This is a genomic window from Umezawaea tangerina (genome assembly GCF_003002815.1).
In the GTDB taxonomy this organism is placed as follows: Bacteria; Actinomycetota; Actinomycetes; order Mycobacteriales; family Pseudonocardiaceae; genus Umezawaea; species Umezawaea tangerina.
In genome coordinates, this window is record NZ_PVTF01000012.1 from 105,606 (window position 1) to 121,986 (window position 16,381).

Sequence of the window (16,381 nt, forward strand, 5' to 3'; positions counted from 1 at the left end):
GTCACACGGCGTGACCACTAGGGCCACACTGGTGACGTGGAGCCCGCAGCGGACGCCGAACCGGTCCTGCGGCTGGACGCGGTCGCCCCCGTGTCCGATCTGGCCACCTACACCGGTCCGGCCGGGACGACCGTGATCGCCGCGGCGTGCGGGAACGGCCGGGTCGAGCTCCGGGACGCCGAGACCGGGGCTGAACTCGGTTCGCTGTCCGGACACGCGGCCCCGGTGACCAGGGTGGCCGCGAACGGGCGGTACCTGATGTCCGCGGGCGACCACCAGCCACTGCGGACCTGGAACTCGGCCACCTCCGAGGAGCACTCCCGGATCGACGTGCACGACGTGGTCCTGGACGTGGTCCTGTTCGGATCGCCGACGACCTCGCGGTTCGCGGTCGTCACCGGCGCCGGGGAGCTGCGGCTCGGCTCGGTCGGCGCTCCCGGCCTGGTCCTGGCCCCCGAGTCGGGGGTCACCGCGGTGGCGGCCACGGACACCGGGCTCGTCGCCGCGCACGCGGCCGGGCTGACCGTGCGCTCCGGGGACACCGCCCGGCACCTGGACGGCTCGGCGGGCATCCGCCTGCTGGCCGCGGCGGGCGACCGCCTGGTGACCTGCGGCGCCGACGACGCGCTGGTGGTGCGGGACCTCGGCTCCGGTCGGAAGCTGCGGCGCCTGGACGGCCACACGACCGCGGTGACCGCGCTGGAGTGGGTCCCCCTCGTCGACGGCGGACTGGTCGCCTCGGCGAGCCGGGGCGGCACCATCCGCCTGTGGGACCCCGACACCGGCGAGCAGGTGGAGGTCCTGGTCCCGGTCGGCCACGCGCGGGCGTTGGCCCACTTCACCGGGTCGGACGGCGGAACGCGCCTCGTGTCGGCGGGTGACGAGGGGACCATCGAGGTCTGGGACCTCGGCCACCTGCGGTCGACCCGGCTCGGACCGGTGCTCACCCGCGGGTTCGGCGACCGGACGGCCACCGTGGACCTGCTCGACCGCGACGCGTTCGTATCCACCGCGGCCGAGCTGCTGCGACCGGCGTCCACAACGGACTCCGACGTCGGCCCGAACGTCCTCACCGTCGAAGGTCCTTGGGGCTCGGGCAAGAGCACGCTGCTGGAGCTCGTCAAGGCGCGGCTCACCACCACCGTCCGAGCCGGACCCGGCAGGCGGCTGCGCGTGTGGCAGGCCGACAGCCTGCTGCGCCGACCACCGACCCGCGCCCCGTCCGACGACGTGCCGCTCACCGCGTCGGTCGTCGCCACCTTCAACCCGTGGCGGCACCAGTCCAGCGAGCAGGTGTGGGCCGGGCTGGCCAAGTGCGTCACCGACGCGGTCGAGGACGCGCTCCTCCCGGACGTCGACGGCCGCGAGCGCCACTGGTTCACCCGCAACACCACCCGGATCGACCGGCGGCACACCCAGCGCGAGCTGTGGAAGCGGATCCGCTCCCCGTTCCTCGCCGTCGGCGTCCTCGGACTGGGGCTGGCGGTCGTCGCGCAGCTGGCGAAGCTCCCGATCCCGCTGCCGTGGCTCATCGCCGTCCCCGCGGCGCCGCTGGTGGTCGGCCTCCTGCACACCGCCAAGCGCTACTGCTGGGACAGGGCATCGGCTTTCCTGCCCGGTGAGCTGTTCGCGGGCCCGGTCAGCGCCGCCGCGGCGAGCGCCCAGCCGGTGGCCGACCCGTACTACAACGCCAGGTCCGGCTACCTCTACCTGGCGCAGCACGACGTGACCGAGCTCCTGCACGACCTGGAGCAGCACGGTCTGCAGCTCGTGGTGTTCGTGGACGACCTGGACCGGTGCACCCCGAAGACCACCGCCGAGGTGTTCGAGGCGATCAACGTGTTCCTCTCGGAGTCCTTGCCCCGCACCAGGTTCGTCCTGGGACTCGACCCGGTCGTCGTCGCCTCGCACGTCGACCGCGCCTACCGGGAGCTCGCCGACGCCGAGGTCGTGGCGCACCCCGACGACCCCAGTCCCGGCTGGACGTTCCTGCGCAAGCTCGTGCAGCTCCCGATCCGGCTGCCCCGCACCACCGCCGACGACGTGACCCGCGTGCTGGACTCGCACCTGGGTCCGGTGCACCACCCCGGTCCGACCACGCCGACCGCGAACGCCCGGCCTGCTACCGCTACCGCCGCGGTTCCCGCGACCATCAGCGCCGAACCCGGACCCGCCCGTCCGCTCCCCCGCCCCGCCGTGGAGGCGGCGGTGGTCGCGATCGAACGCCATGCCGACGTCCGCGCCTACCTGCACCGCAGGCTGACCGCCCAGCCGGAGCAGTCGATCCGCGAGGAGAAGCGGCTCGTCAACGTGTGGCAGTTCTACCTGCGGGTCCTGGTCGGCACGACGGACGTGCGGCAGGCCTGCCACCTGGTCACCATCGCCGAGCTGGTCACCAGGTGGCCCGCCCACCAGCACGTCCTGCGCAAGCACCTGACGGCGTTCGCCGAGGCCCAGGACGACGACCTCGCCTGGGGCACCGCGGTGGCGAGAGCGGGTCTCAAGCACGCGGGCGCGGCGGCCGACCTGCGCGAGCTCCTGCGGGACTGCGACGCGCGGGCGGTCGCGGCGCTGGCCAAGCGGCTGCTCTAGGACTCCCCGACGTCGAGCGCCATGCGCACGTGCGGAGGTTCGCCGTCGCGGCCGACCTCGCGCCAGCCGTGCCGGGAGTAGAAGGTGCGCGCGCGGGTGTTGGGCTCGAACACGTCGAGGCCCGCGACGGGCACGTCCCCGCTGCGCCACACCCGCACGCACTCGGCGTGCAGCGCCCCGCCGACGCCGTGCCCCCAGTGGTCGGGGTGGACCTGGAGCTGGAGCAGTTCCAGACCCTTGACCAGGGCGAAACCCCGCACGACCCCGTCGGCCTCCGCGCACAGCCAGGTCCGGCCCGCCATCGCGAAGCGGTCCGCGTAGCCGGTGGCGCGCAGGGTCGCCTCCCACTCGGCGAGCTCCGGCTCCGGGACGTGGCCGTCGTAGTAGCTGCGCCTGGCGCGGACGTGGATGTCGACGACGGCCGGTGAGTCCGCGGCCTGTGCCGCGCGCACGACGATGTTCCCCATGCCCGTTGGACGCCCCAGGGGGCGGAAGGTTGCACACGCCCTATCAAAGTGATATCACTTTGATAGGGCCGCAGGGGGCGGCCGAGGACACGAAGTGGGTGGAGTCATGAACGCGACGACCGAGATCGCCGAACGGATGCCGGCACCGGTGATCAGGGAGCGCGAGGCGCTCGGGCTCGCGGGCATCCCCGCGTTCTTCCTCGGGGTGGTCGGGGAGCTTGTGGGCGGAGGCCTGATCGCGCTCGCGATCGTCCCCGAACCGAACGACCCCGGCATCCCGCTGATCATCCTGGGTGCCCTGGTGGTCATCGCGGCCTCGCTCGCGATGGGCGGCCTGTTCACCGTGGCGCCCGGCGAGGCCAGGGTGCTCCAGTTCCTGGGCAGCTACGTCGGCACGGTCCGCCAGGACGGGCTGCGGTGGGCGAACCCGTTCACCACGCGCAGGAAGGTGTCGACCAGGATCCGCAACCACGAGACCTCCGCGCTGAAGGTCAACGACGCCGACGGCAACCCGATCGAGATCGCCGCCGTCGTGGTGTGGCAGGTCGACGACACCGCGCGCGCACTGTTCGAAGTGGACGACTTCGTGCTGTTCGTGGGAATCCAGACCGAGACGGCCGTGCGGCACATCGCGAACAGCTACCCCTACGACAACCACGACGAGGCCGGGTTGTCGTTGCGGGAGAACGCCGACGTCATCACGGAGACCCTGTCGATCGAGATCGCGGCACGGGTGCAGGCGGCGGGCGTGCGGGTGATCGAGTCTCGGCTCACGCACCTCGCCTACGCCCCGGAGATCGCCCACGCGATGCTCCAGCGGCAGCAGGCCAGCGCGGTCGTCGCGGCCAGGACGCGGATCGTCGAGGGCGCCGTCGGCATGGTCGAGCTGGCGCTCGCGAGGCTCGCCGAGCACGACGTGGTGCAGCTCGACGAGGAGCGCAAGGCGGCTATGGTGTCCAACCTGCTGGTCGTGCTGTGCGGCGACCGGTCCACCCAGCCCGTGGTCAACACGGGATCGCTGTACACCTGAGGACGACGTGGTAGAGCGCAAGAGCGTCCTGCTCAGACTCGACCCCGCGGTGCACGACGCGCTGACCAGGTGGGCGGGCGACGAACTGCGGAGCGCCAACGCGCAGATCGAGTTCCTGCTGCGGCGCGCGCTCAAGGAGGCGGGTCGACTGCCCTCCTCCGCGGCCGAGCAGCCCAAGCGCGGCCGACCGCGCAAGGAGCCCGAGGAGTGACCCCGGCCGCGCGACCTCCACGGGTCGCGCGGCCGCTCGGCACGCCGGAGACTGTCCGGGTGATCGAGGAAGGCACCCCATGAGCGACCTGAACACGCCGTACGAGCACGGCACGCCCGCGTGGGTGGACCAGCTGACGACCGACCTCCCCGCGACGACGGACTTCTACCGCGGGCTGTTCGGGTGGGACTACGAGGTCGGCACGCCGGAGAACGGCGGCTACACGATGGCGCTGCTGCGCGGGAAACCCGTCGCGGGCCTGCGCGAGATGCCGCGCGACGCGCGGTTCGCGGTGGTGTGGACGACCTACCTCGCCACCGACGACGTGGACGAGTCGGTGGACCTGACCGAGGAGAACGGCGGTGTCGTGCTGGTGCCGGTGTTCGAGGTGGAGGGTCTCGGCCGGGGCGCGATCGCGGCGGACTCGACGGGCGCGTCGTTCGGGATGTGGGAGGCCGGGACGCACATCGGCGCGTACCTGGTGAACGAGCCCGGTGCCGTGGTGTGGAACGAGCTGGCGACCAGGGACCTCGACACCGCGTCCGCGTTCTACCGCGACGTGTTCGACCTGGAGTCGGAGCGCACGCCCGAACTCCCCTACAGCCGGTTCGAGGTGGACGGCCGCGCGGTCGGCGGCGCGTACGCGATGACCGACGAGGTGCCCGCCGACATCCCACCGCACTGGATGACCTACTTCGGCGTGGCCGACGTCGACGCGGCCGTCGACCGGGTCGTCCGGCTCGGCGGCATCGCGGTCGGCGACCCGGCGGACTCGCCGTTCGGCCGGTTCGCCACCGTGGGCGACCCGCTCGGCGCCCCGTTCCGAGTCCTCGGTGTGCCAAGGGCCTGAGCCGTCCTGACCAGCCCGATTCCTGCTGGTCGACGACCTGCTGCTACCCTTCTTCGGTCGTACCGCGTGGCATTCCGCACTGGAGGAAACCTGCCTGCCAGCAGGGCCGAACCATCACCGCGGTGCACCCCAGAAGCAAGAGAATGAGGGCGTCAGCATGGCCAACATCAAGTCCCAGCTCAAGCGGATCAAGACCAACGAGAAGGCTCGACTGCGGAACAAGTCCGTCAAGTCTTCCCTGAAGACCGCGGTGCGCAAGTTCCGCGAGGCCGCCGAGGCCGGCGACAAGGAAAAGGCCACCGCGCTCCTGCAGGACGTGTCCCGCAAGCTCGACAAGGCCGCGACCAAGGGCGTCATCCACGCCAACCAGGCCGCCAACAAGAAGTCGGCCCTGGCGAAGCGCGCCAACCAGATCTGAGCAGTCGGTCGCCCCGCGACCACGAGAGGGCGCCACCCCGACGGGGTGGCGCCCTCTCGGCGTTGTTCGGGCAATGTCTTGAAGCACCCGGTTGCGGCTTCCTGCTCACCGAGCCGCTGAACGTCCGGCACGCCAGTTCAGCACCACGCCCACGCTGCCCTGCGGCTGATATCCGACTGGAGAATGGCCAGGTGGCTGGCCCGCCGCCATCCAGGTGGTTCCACGGCAACCGGGCGCGGTCCCGTGATCAACCTAACGGCGGCCGTGAATGGCGACGATCCTCAGGACCGCGCGTTCCAGTGCGTAATCCGCGTCGGCGGCCACGCCTTTCACGTCGGCGTTCAACAAAGCGACGACCGACATGGCCTCGGCCAATCCGGGGGAATCCCAGCCACGGGACTGCCCCTGTGCTTTCTTGACCTTCCACGGCGGCATTCCCAGCTTGCCCGCCAGCTGGAACGGGTCGGCCCGACCGGCCGCCGACACCCTGGCGATGGTCCGCACGGAGTCGGCGAGGGCGTCGGCCACCAGCACGTGCGGCACGCCGGTCTGCATCGCCCAGCGCAGTGCCTCCAGGGCACCCGCCCGGTCGCCCGCCACGGCCTTCTCGGCGACGGCGAAGCCCGTCACCTCGGCGCGACCGCGGTGGTAGCGCCGCACCTCGTCGGCGTCGATCTTCCCGCCGCTGTCGGCCACCAGCTGCGAGGCGGCCGCGGCGAGCTCGCGCAGGTCCGTGCCGACCGAGTCGATCAGGACGGCGATGCCCTCCGGGTCGATCTTGCCGCCCGCGGTCCGGACCTCGTTGCGCACGAAGGCCTCGCGCTCGGTGGCCTTGGTGATCTTGGGGCACTCGACGACGACGGCGCCCGCCTTGCGGAGGGCGGCGGGCAGCTCCTTGGCGGCCTTGCTGCGGCCGCCGCCGGAGTGCACGACGACGAGCGTGATGCCGTCGGCCGGGGCCTTGGCGTAGGCGATGACGGTGTCGGCGATCTCCTTGCCCGCGTCCTGCGCGGCCTCCAGGGCGATCACGCGGCCCTCGGCGAACAGCGACGGGCTGACGAGTTCGGCCAGCTCAGGCGGGGTGAGGTCGGTCACCCTGACGCGGGTCAGATCGGCCGAGGCGTCGACCGCGCGGGCCGCGTCCAGTGCCGCGCGCACCGCTCGTTCGACCAGCAACTCCTCGTCGCCGACCACGAGTTGCAACGGATCCGGCGTGACAGCGGTCGCACTCACGGGACAGATCCTGCCACGCCCCACCGACTCCCGAAGTGTGGACACCGGTGGTCGAGGGGCGGGAGGGTGCCGTAACTTGGTGGCCACAACTGAATACCGCTCATCCAGAGGGGCAGAGGGATCGGCCCGAAGAAGCCCCGGCAACCCGATCGTCAGGTACTCGCACGCGTGCGGGGCCCGGCGGTCACGGTGCCAATTCCGACCCGCACTGCGGGACAGATGAGGAGTTACCTCGCGATGACTGCTGTCAGTGTGCCCAAGAGCACCTCCTTCGACCTCGGCCCCGCCCGCGCGCTGTCCTGTCGCGAATGCGGGCACGAGACCCCTCTCGCCGCCGAGTACGCGTGCATCGAGTGTTTCGGGCCGCTGGAAGTGGCCTACGACTTCGGCCGGGTCCGCCGCGAGGACATCGAGTCCGGCCCCCGGTCGATCTGGCGCTACCGCGGCCTCCTCCCCGTTCCGTCGAACGTCCAGGCGCACCCCAACACCGAGCCCGGCGGCACCCGGCTGGTCCAGGCCGACCGGCTGGCCAAGGCCCTCGGCCTGCGCAAGGTGTGGGTGAAGGACGACACCGGCAACCCCACGCACTCGTTCAAGGACCGCGTGGTCGGCGTGGCGCTCGCCGCCGCCCGCGAGCTCGGCTTCAAGGTGCTCGCCTGCCCCTCCACCGGCAACCTGGCCAACGCCGTCGCGGCCGCCGCGGCCCGCGCGGGCTGGGACTCGGTCGTGCTGGTGCCCTCCTCGTTGGAGCAGGCCAAGATCCTCATGACCGCCGTCTACGACGGTGCCCTGATCGCCGTCGACGGCAACTACGACGACGTGAACCGCCTCGCCCAGGAACTGGCCGCGGAGCACGAGGACTGGGCGTTCGTGAACGTCAACGTCCGCCCGTACTACGCCGAGGGCTCCAAGACGCTGGGCTACGAGGTCGCCGAGCAGCTCGGCTGGCGGCTGCCCGAGCAGATCGTCGTGCCGATCGCCTCCGGCTCCCAGCTGACCAAGGTGGACAAGGCCTTCCGCGAGTTCGGCGAGCTCGGCCTGGTCGAGCAGACCCCGTACCGGGTCTTCGGCGCCCAGGCCACCGGCTGCTCGCCGGTGTCCCTGGCGTTCAAGGAGGGCCACGACGTGGTCCGCCCCGTCCGCCCGGACACGATCGCCCGCTCCCTCGCCATCGGCGCCCCCGCCGACGGCCCGTACGTGCTGGACGCCGTGCGCCGCACCGGCGGGGCCATCGAGGACGTCACCGACGAGGAGGTCGTCGAGGGCATCCGCCTGCTCGCCAGGACCGAGGGCATCTTCGCCGAGACCGCGGGCGGCGTCACCGTCGCCACCGCGAAGAAGCTGGTGGAGTCGGGCAAGCTCGACCCCGACGCCGAGACCGTCCTGCTGATCACCGGCGACGGCCTGAAGACCCTCGACGCGGTGGCCCACACCCTCGCCCCGCTCGCGACCGTGCCCCCGTCGGCCCAGGCCGTGCTGGACGCGCTCGCCAACCGCTGACCACCCCCTCCAGGTCGTCCCGACCACAGGCTTTCCCCCTGGTGGGCGGGCACTCGACCGAGTGCCCGCCCACGTTCCTCACCGCAGCAGGTAGGCGTTGAGGATCGTCTGCTCCACCGAGTTGCCCGCGCGGTCACCCGCCTTCGCGCGCAACGACACCGAAGTGGCTCCGGCCGGGTGCGCCAACCGCAGCACGCACCCACCCGGCACCGGCACCCGCTGCCACGTCGTGCCACCGTCGTAGGACACCTCGGCCGACGTGATCCGCTGCCGCGCCCCACCGGCGCCCGCCTGGCCATGCACCGAGACCGGCACCGTGAACCGCTTGCCCGCCTCCGCCGTCCCGTTCGCGTCGAGCTCCGGGGTGAACCGGATGACCGAGATCGGCAGCGCGGTGATGTCCGCCGTCCGCGCGGACCGGAACGTCCACGCCGCGGACACCCCGGTGCTCAACGGCGAGTTGGTCCGGGTCGCCTCCGTGGTGAGCCGGTACTCGGCCGCACCGTCCGGGTCGGTGAACCAGCCGTACCCGGCGTCGTCGGTCGCGCCGAGCTGGACCCCGTCCCGGTACAGCTTCGTCGTGCCCACCGCGGTCGACCGGCCCGCGTTGCCCGCGCTGTCGCCGAACAGCGGCAGGTCGGCCACCACGTCCGCGCCGTTGCGGTACAGCCACGGCCGGTCCCGGTTGTCCGGCAGCGCGGGCCCGAACACGGCGTGGTGGAAGGACTCCGCGTAGGTCCTGCCCGGCACGTACGACTTCGGCGGACCGTCCAGACCACCCTGGTACCCCGTGGGGCTCTGCAGGGTGAGCCGCCGCGCCCAGTCCGCGTTGTCACCGCCGTAGTACTCGGTCCGCACCCCCGGAGCGGCGAACGACTCGACCGCACCCCAGCCCCAGGCGCCCTGGCCGTGCGGCGAGGACGTGTTCCCGATCGTCGTGGACTCCCCCGGCTGGAGCTTGCCGACGTCGACCTTCACCGTCGCCAGGTCCGCCTGCCCGATCACCGCGGTCAGCCCGGTGTGCGTCCTGCCCTTGAGGTACCAGGCCAGCCCGTAGAACTCCGCTCCGTCCTTCGCGACCCAGCTCGTGCTCAGCTGCCCCGTCACCTCGTCGGGCGGCGCGTCCGGACCGAGGTGCGCCATCCCGATGTGGGCGGTGCTGCCGCCGAACGACAGACCACCGATCGTGTACTTCTTCGACCCGACCACCCGCTGGAAACCCGTCTGCAGCAACGAAAGCCTCGCCGTGGGATCCGGCAGCGCCACCGAGACCGGCTTGGCCAGCCGCGCGTCCAGGTCGATGGTCGTCGGCCCGGACACCGTCAGATTGGGGTAGTTGAACACGTCGTGGGTGTACGTCGCGCCGGACCCCTGCACCGAACCGAACAGCAGGTACCGACCCACGGGCACCCGCTGCCGCAGCAACCCGTCCGCGTCCTTGCCGAGCGAGAAGAACGCGCCCGAGTCCACGTCGACCAGCGCCGCCGAGTAGTACGACGCCTTCTCCCCGGACCGCCCGATCCCGTCGACGACCAGGTCGTAGCTCTCCGGCTCCAGGTCGACCGCGACCGCCGTCCGCGCACTCACCCCTGCGGACGTGGCCACCAGCGCCCCGCCGAACCGGCCACCCGCGGGCGCCACGCGCACGTCCGCGGTGACCGTCGCACTCGCCGTGCCGCCTGCGGGCACGGTCAGTCGGGCGGGCGACACGGAGAACAGCCCGGCCGGTGCCGGTGTGCCGTCCGGAGTGGCCGCGTCGACCCGCAGGTCCAGGGTCAGCGGCGCCGCGCCGCTGTTGGTGTAGCCCACCTCCCTGGTGACCGCGGGCTGTTCGACGTGGGGCCACCGGAACTCCCCGAACCCGATGCTGCCGGGCGAGCTGGTGACGGTCTGCGTCAGCACCCGCGCCGAGTCGACCCGCCCGGCACCCTGGTCGAACGGCGTCAGCCCCGCGGTCGGCGTCGCGGCCGCCGTGAGGGTCGCCTTCAGCTGCTCACCGCTCAGCTCCGGGTGCTGCTGCGCCAGCAGCGCGGCCGCGCCAGCCACGTGCGGTGTGGCCATCGACGTACCCGACAGCGACGTGTAGCCGTCCACCACCGGCGGACCGATGCGCCCGTCCGCGTGCCGCGCGGCGACGATGTCCACACCCGGCGCGGTGATGTCCGGCTTGATGACACCACCACCCTCCCGCGGCCCCCTGCTCGAGAAGTCCGCGATCCTGTTGTCGCGATCCACTGCCCCCACGGTCAACGCCGCGTCGGCACTGCCCGGCGACCCGACCGTCCGCGCATCCGGCCCGGAGTTGCCCGCCGCGATCACGAACAACGTGCCGTACCGCGCCGACAACGTGTTCACCGCCTCCTCGAGCGGATCGACCTCGGGGGTGTCGTAACCGCCGAGGCTCATGTTCGCCACGTCGGCACCCTGCTCGGCGGCGAACTGCATCCCCGCGATGATCCCGGAGTCCTGACCGCTGCCGGAGTCGTTCAGCACCTTCACGTCCAGGATCCGCGCGCCGTACGCGACCCCCTTGTACTTGCCCCCGGACTTCGCCCCGGTACCCGCGATGATCGACGCCACGTGCGTCCCGTGCCCGTAGTGGTCGACGGAGTCCTTGGTACCGGAGAAGTTCCGCTCCGCGACCTCCCGGTCGGCCAGGTCCGGATGGGTCTGGTCGACCCCGGTGTCCAGCACCGCGACCGTCACACCCGCACCGGTGAACCCCGCCTCCCACGCGGCGGGCGCCCCGATCTGCGGCACGCTGTGGTCCAACGACGCGGTCCGCCTCCCGTCCAACCACACCTTCTTGATCCCGGTACCGGCGAGCGAACCGACCCCGGTCAACCCGCTCCACCACCCCGAACCCGCCGACTTCTCCACGTCGACCGCGACACCACCCACACTCGGCAGGTCCACCGTCACCGACATCCCCGCCACCGCGGCCGCGCCTGCCATCCGCTGCCACCCCGGCTGGTAGGTGACGATCAACGGCAACGTCGCCCGCTCCGCATCCCCGTACCCACTCGCCAACAGCTCGGTGACGTCGAACAACCGCCGATCCACCACCCCGTCGGTCAACAACCGCTCCGCATCGGCGGGAACCACGAAACTGTGCCCACCCACCTCGTAGGTCGAGAACACCACCCCTTCCCGCCCCACCCCCGGCTTCAAGTACCCCACCGAGCCCTGACGACCGGGGAACACCTGATCCCCCGTCACCAACGTCACCGACTCAGCACCCTCGTCAGCCTGCCCAGCCGCCCCCACTCCTCCCGTCCGCACTCCCGCCGACTGACCACCCGCAGACAGCCCACCAACTGCCCGCCCGCCCGCTGCCCGCCCGCCCACCGCTTGCCCACCCACCGACTGCTCGCCTGCGGACAGCTCGCCTGCGGACAGCCCGTCCACCGACTGTCCACCGGCGGACAACCCACCCATCGACTGCCCACCTGCGGACAACCCGCCCACCGCCTGCCCGCCGGCAGACAGCCCACCCACTGCCCACCTGCCAGCCGGCAGTCGGCCCGCTGACTGCCCGCCGGCCGACTGCCCAACCACCGACGGCGCATCGGCCGACGGCACCGGCTCGGCCCGGACGACCTGCGCGCCGCCCAACACCACCGCACCCGCGACCACCGCGACGAGCGCCCTCCGCGAAGGTCCCCCGCTCCAACCACGCACCGATGCCTCCAAGTGACTGATGTGTCGCGGACAGTAAAGAACCTTTCCTTACTGTGGCAAGAGCCCACCACCACTTGGTCTAGACCTGCCCGAATCAGGCCACCAGCGCTCACACGGCGATCCGGTCGCTGCGCAACCAGCCCGTGCGCGGGAACCGGGTGAGCTCCGGCAGGACGTGCGGCCCGACGGACTCGGTCGTCGTCCGCCAGGCCACCAGCCGTTGTGGCCACGGCGCCACCGCCTTGGCGCGGTTGTAGGCGTGCGTGTGCCAAGGCAGGTCGTCGATGGTCAGGTCGTCGTCGAACAGGTGCTCGCACAGGAGCTGGTGGACCTCGTCCGGCGACCGCACGTCGACCGGTTCGAGCAGTGCGGTGATCGTGGCTCTGGCGACGATGCCCCGGCCACCTCCTCTCAGCCCTTCGCAGGCGTAGTAGGTGAAAGCGCGCTTCAGCTCGTCGGTCGGCCACGGCGCCGGCACGTACCCCGGCTGCCAGAGCACCCAGCTGAGCGCGACCGTCCCGTCCGGCGACGACCATCCGACGCCCAACCTGACCCAGGTATCGTTCATCCTCTTCCTCCCCTTCATCGTTTGCGTCGTACGACAAGCGGCCCGCCTTCCCCGCGCAGGACCGCGGTGTCCCCATCCCGATCCGTGCGCAGCACCAACGCCCCGCGCCTGGTCAGGGCATCGATCACCGGCCCGTTCGGATGGCCGTACCGGTTGCCCGCGCCGACGCTGACCAGCGCCACCCGCGGCCGCACGGCGGCCAGGAACTCCGGCGCCGAGAACCTCGACCCGTGGTGCGGCACCTTCAACACCTCGGCGGCCAGGTCGACGTGCCCACCCAGCAGGCCCGCCTGACCCGCCAGCTCGATATCACCGGTCAGCAGCACCCGACCGGCCGCCGTGCGGGCTCGCAGCACCAACGACGAGTCGTTGATCGCGGTGTTCTCGTCCTCGGCCGAGGCGGGCTCCCCCTTCGGCCCCAGGACTTCCAGCACCAGCCCCGGCCAGTCCAGACGTTGACCAGCGGTCAACTCGACCAGATCCACTCCCGCCGCCCGCGTCCGACGGCGAACCTCCTCCCACGCCCACCCCGGTTCATGCGACGGCCCGATCGCCACCGCCCCCACACTCCGGTCCGCGAGCACGGCCGCGAGCCCTCCGACGTGGTCCGCGTGCAGGTGGCTGAGCACCAGCAACGGGATCCGCCGGATCCCCAGGCGCCGCAGGCACGCCGCCACCGGCGCCGGGTCCGGCCCCGTGTCCACCAGCACCGCCCGACCGGGCTCGGCCGTGGCGAGCACCACCGCGTCCCCCTGCCCGACGTCGCAGGCGACCACCGACCACCCCGCGGGCGGCCAGCCCGGCGCCACCACCTGCGTCGGCACCAGCACCACCACCGCCCCGACCAGTGCCGCCGCCAGCAACGTCCGGGTCCGCCGCACCTTCACCAACCCGTACACCACCAGCAGCACACCCGTCAGCAGCAGCCCGCCCTGCCACCCCGCCAACCAGGCCACCGACCCGCCCGGCACCTCCGACGCCTTCCGCCCGACCGTGATCAGCCAGCCCACCTCCGGCCCGGACAGCTCGACCAGCACCCGTGCCGCCCCGTGGTGGACAGGGGCCACCACGGCGGCGAGTACACCGAGCACGGTCGCCGGCGCCACGACCGGCGCGGCCACCAGGTTGGCCACCACCGACACCAGGCTGATCCGCCCGGAGATCGCCACCACCAGCGGAGCGGTCACCACGCTCGCCGCCATCGGCACGGCCAGCGCCTCCGCGAGCCCGATCGGCACGCCCCGGTCCCGCAGGGCCGCCGCCCACCGGGGTGCGAGGAGCACCAGCGCCGCCGTGGCGACGACCGACAACGCGAACCCCGGCTCCACTCCCAGCGCCGGGTCGTACAGGACCAGCACCACCACCGTCGCGGCCAACGCGGGCAACGCCGACCGCTCCCGCCCCAGCACCAGCGCCAACAACGCCACCGCGCCCATCACCGCGGCCCGCAGCACGCTCGGCTCCGGCCCCGCCAGGACGACGAACCCCACCAGGGCCACCGACGCCCCCGCCGCACACCCCTTCGGCCCGACCCGGAAGATCCGCAGCAGCAACAGGACCGCGCCGCAGAGGATCGCCAGGTTCGCCCCGCTCACCGCCAGCAGGTGCGCCAGACCCGACGTGCGGAACTCGTCCTCCACCCTGGACGACACCTCCGCGGTGTCGCCCACCACCAAGGCAGGCAACAGACCCGCGGGTTCCGGATCCAGGGCTGTGCTCGCCTCGCGCAGACCGGACCGCAGCACCTCCGCGGCCCGCTGCCACACCGGCGCGGGTCCCGCCTGCGACGGCGGACCGCGGACTCGCAGCACGGCCACCGTCAACTCCCCCGGCCGGGCGGGCGCCAGGACACCACGAGCCGTGACCTCCTGGCCTGGCAACAGGTTCCGCCACCCCGACACCGGCGCCACCAGCAACACCTCCCCTCCCTCGTCGATCACCGAACCGTCCTGCTCGACCGAGGTGATGTCCGCGCGGACGACCACCGACTGGACACCTCCCTGACGCCCCGCGAACCCCTCGGTCCGCAGCCCGCGCGGCCGGTTCACCAGTTCCGCCCGCAGCACCACCGCCTCACCACGGCTCGCGGCCGCCCGGACCGGATGGCTCTCCGACTGCTGCACCCGCAACCCGATCGAGCCAGCCGCCACCGGGGCCACGACGACCAGCGCCAAGGCGCACGACCGCTCACACCAGCCTTTGCGCAGTACCACCGCACCCACCAGGCAGGCACAGGCACCGATGAGGACGGCGGCCAACCAGCTCCAGAGCAGCCCACCCAGGGCCACCGCCCAGACCACCAGTGCCGCGGGAACCAGTCGGACGTGGGGACTCACGCCTCCGCCGTCGTGAGAACCGGACCTCGGTCCTTTGTGGATGGATGTCGGTAGACGCGAGAGGTGGTGGAAATGGAGTTGTGGAATGCGGAGCTAGGGGGCAGAGGGTGTCGCGCGATGGGCGAGCGGGGTTGTTCGTGGCCAAGTGGTCCGTGGCGGGACACAGCAGGACCGGGGGTGGTGGTGAGGCGGGAACTGGCGGCATCACGGGTCGGCTCGGGCTGGAGGCGGCGAGTGGGAGCTCGGCAGTGGCGGACCGAGCGTTCGAGCGCGACTGTCGACAAATCGGCTTGGTCGGACCGGAGTGATGGATGGACGGCTGTGCCGAGGGAAGGAGCAAGGGCGGATGAGGCACGGCGGATGAGGACGGACCACGGTGAACGGCTGAGGGTCCGCCCTGCGTCGGGAAAGCGCCGGCGCCTGGTTCCTTGGTCGGGACCAAGCGGTGGGCAGACGGGGCGGTGGGAAGTGGCGGGGTGATGAAGGGGTGTGGGCCACAGGGGACGAGGCAGGATTCGCCAGTTGCGGAGGGCGCGTTCGAGGGTGGCGGTCATTGTCGAGTGGGTCATGTCGTGACCAGTTCGCGGAGTTTGACGAGCCGGTTGTTGCCGATGCCCTCGATCTCGCGGAGCTGGTCCACCGAGCTGAACGGGCCGCGTTTGGTTCGGCGGTCGAGGATCCGTTGTGCGGTGACGGGGCCAACGCCAGGGAGGTTGTCGAGCTGGTCCTTGGTGGCGGTGTTCAGGTTCAACTTCTCGTCGGGGCTCGGTTCGGCTTGCACGGGGATGGGGGCGGTGCCCACGGCGACCTGTTCGCCGTCGACGACTTTGCGGGCGAGATTCAGCCCTTGGGGGCGCACGCCGGGGTTGACTCCGCCCGCGGCGGTGATGGCGTCGGCCACGCGGGCGCCGCTCGGCACGGTGACCAAACCGGGGCTGGGGACCTCACCGACGACGTTGACCACCAGCGGTTCCGGCGGGCTGGACGAGACGGCGGCCACCGCGACGGGCAGGTCCGGGGGTCGTTCGGGACTCGGGCGTTGTGACCACACGGCGATCAGGACGACGACGGCAGCGGCGGCCGCGGTCGTGGCGTAGAGGGCACGGCGCCTGCCGGGCGGGGCGGCACCGGGGAGCCAGCGCTCCACGAGTCTGCCCGCCCGGCGGCGGGCCCAGCGGAATCTGGGCGGCGGCGGGTCGGGTTCGCCGTCGGAGCTGGTGAACACGACGGTTCTGCCGGTGCCCGCGGACGGTCGCGCGGCGGCTTGCGCGGCCAGCGTCTCCAGCCGGACTCGGGACGGCGCTTGGGTTGCGTGGGGTTCGACCATGCACTCGACGCTAGGGCCGGAGGTCACCGCCGCGAAGGGGCAGTCGGTGAACTGTGGACAAGTGGTGGCCCTGTGGACAGGTTCGGATCTTGGAACGGGAATTGTCGGTGCCGTGTGGCAGGATGCCGGCGCCGTCCGTCTACTCAGGACGACCGGGCCCCACCGACG

General features: G+C 72.1%; 12 protein-coding genes and 1 riboswitch. Of the genes, 6 read left to right on the forward strand and 6 right to left on the reverse strand.

The features are described 5' to 3' along the window. The first annotated feature begins 36 nt into the window (after nt 1–36). A complete protein-coding gene (locus CLV43_RS34510; protein ID WP_106192679.1) occupies nt 37–2,592 on the forward strand; it encodes a P-loop NTPase fold protein in 2,556 nt (851 codons plus the stop codon). On the opposite strand, the gene CLV43_RS34515 is transcribed toward CLV43_RS34510, so the two are convergent. After that, complete coding sequence (locus tag CLV43_RS34515; RefSeq protein WP_106192680.1) at nt 2,589–3,059, reverse strand: GNAT family N-acetyltransferase; 471 nt, start codon at nt 3,057–3,059, stop codon at nt 2,589–2,591. The two genes, CLV43_RS34510 and CLV43_RS34515, sit on opposite strands and share 4 nt — an antisense overlap. 106 nt (nt 3,060–3,165) lie before the next feature. Between CLV43_RS34515 and CLV43_RS34520 the strand changes: the two genes are divergently transcribed. The 4 genes from CLV43_RS34520 (at nt 3,166) to rpsT (ending at nt 5,568) form a co-directional block, all read left to right on the forward strand. After that, a complete protein-coding gene (locus CLV43_RS34520; RefSeq protein WP_106192682.1) occupies nt 3,166–4,089 on the forward strand; it encodes an SPFH domain-containing protein in 924 nt (307 codons plus the stop codon). A gap of 7 nt (nt 4,090–4,096) precedes the next feature. Continuing rightward, nucleotides 4,097–4,300 carry a type II toxin-antitoxin system antitoxin gene (locus tag CLV43_RS34525; RefSeq protein ID WP_106192683.1) on the forward strand — a complete coding sequence of 68 codons (204 nt, stop codon included), beginning with the start codon at nt 4,097–4,099 and terminating at the stop codon, nt 4,298–4,300. 79 nt (nt 4,301–4,379) lie between these two features. Beyond that, nucleotides 4,380–5,150 (forward strand): VOC family protein, encoded by a 771-nt coding sequence (locus CLV43_RS34530; protein WP_106192685.1) that lies wholly within the window; start codon nt 4,380–4,382, stop codon nt 5,148–5,150. Nucleotides 5,151–5,307: 157 nt separating this feature from the next. Further along, nucleotides 5,308–5,568 carry a 30S ribosomal protein S20 gene (gene rpsT / locus CLV43_RS34535; RefSeq protein WP_106192687.1) on the forward strand — a complete coding sequence of 87 codons (261 nt, stop codon included), beginning with the start codon at nt 5,308–5,310 and terminating at the stop codon, nt 5,566–5,568. Between the two features lie 252 nt (nt 5,569–5,820). Here the strand turns inward: rpsT and holA are convergent, their stop codons facing one another. Further along, nucleotides 5,821–6,801 (reverse strand): DNA polymerase III subunit delta, encoded by a 981-nt coding sequence (gene holA / locus CLV43_RS34540; protein ID WP_106192689.1) that lies wholly within the window; start codon nt 6,799–6,801, stop codon nt 5,821–5,823. A 97-nt stretch (nt 6,802–6,898) separates the two neighbouring features. Continuing rightward, a riboswitch (SAM riboswitch) is annotated at nt 6,899–7,027 on the forward strand. 11 nt (nt 7,028–7,038) lie between these two features. Between holA and thrC the strand changes: the two genes are divergently transcribed. Beyond that, entirely contained in the window at nt 7,039–8,301 is a 1,263-nt protein-coding gene (gene thrC, locus CLV43_RS34545) for a threonine synthase (RefSeq protein ID WP_106192690.1), read from the forward strand. 78 nt (nt 8,302–8,379) lie between these two features. On the opposite strand, the gene CLV43_RS34550 is transcribed toward thrC, so the two are convergent. From CLV43_RS34550 to CLV43_RS34565, 4 genes are all read right to left on the reverse strand, one after another. After that, a complete protein-coding gene (locus CLV43_RS34550; protein WP_170156145.1) occupies nt 8,380–11,529 on the reverse strand; it encodes a S8 family serine peptidase in 3,150 nt (1,049 codons plus the stop codon). 562 nt (nt 11,530–12,091) lie between these two features. Further along, nucleotides 12,092–12,550, reverse strand: coding sequence for a hypothetical protein (locus tag CLV43_RS34555; protein WP_106192693.1), 459 nt, complete (start codon nt 12,548–12,550; stop codon nt 12,092–12,094). A gap of 14 nt (nt 12,551–12,564) precedes the next feature. After that, complete coding sequence (locus CLV43_RS34560; RefSeq protein WP_106192695.1) at nt 12,565–14,886, reverse strand: DNA internalization-related competence protein ComEC/Rec2; 2,322 nt, start codon at nt 14,884–14,886, stop codon at nt 12,565–12,567. Nucleotides 14,887–15,451: 565 nt separating this feature from the next. Continuing rightward, complete coding sequence (locus CLV43_RS34565; protein WP_106192697.1) at nt 15,452–16,213, reverse strand: ComEA family DNA-binding protein; 762 nt, start codon at nt 16,211–16,213, stop codon at nt 15,452–15,454. Nucleotides 16,214–16,381: the final 168 nt, after the last annotated feature.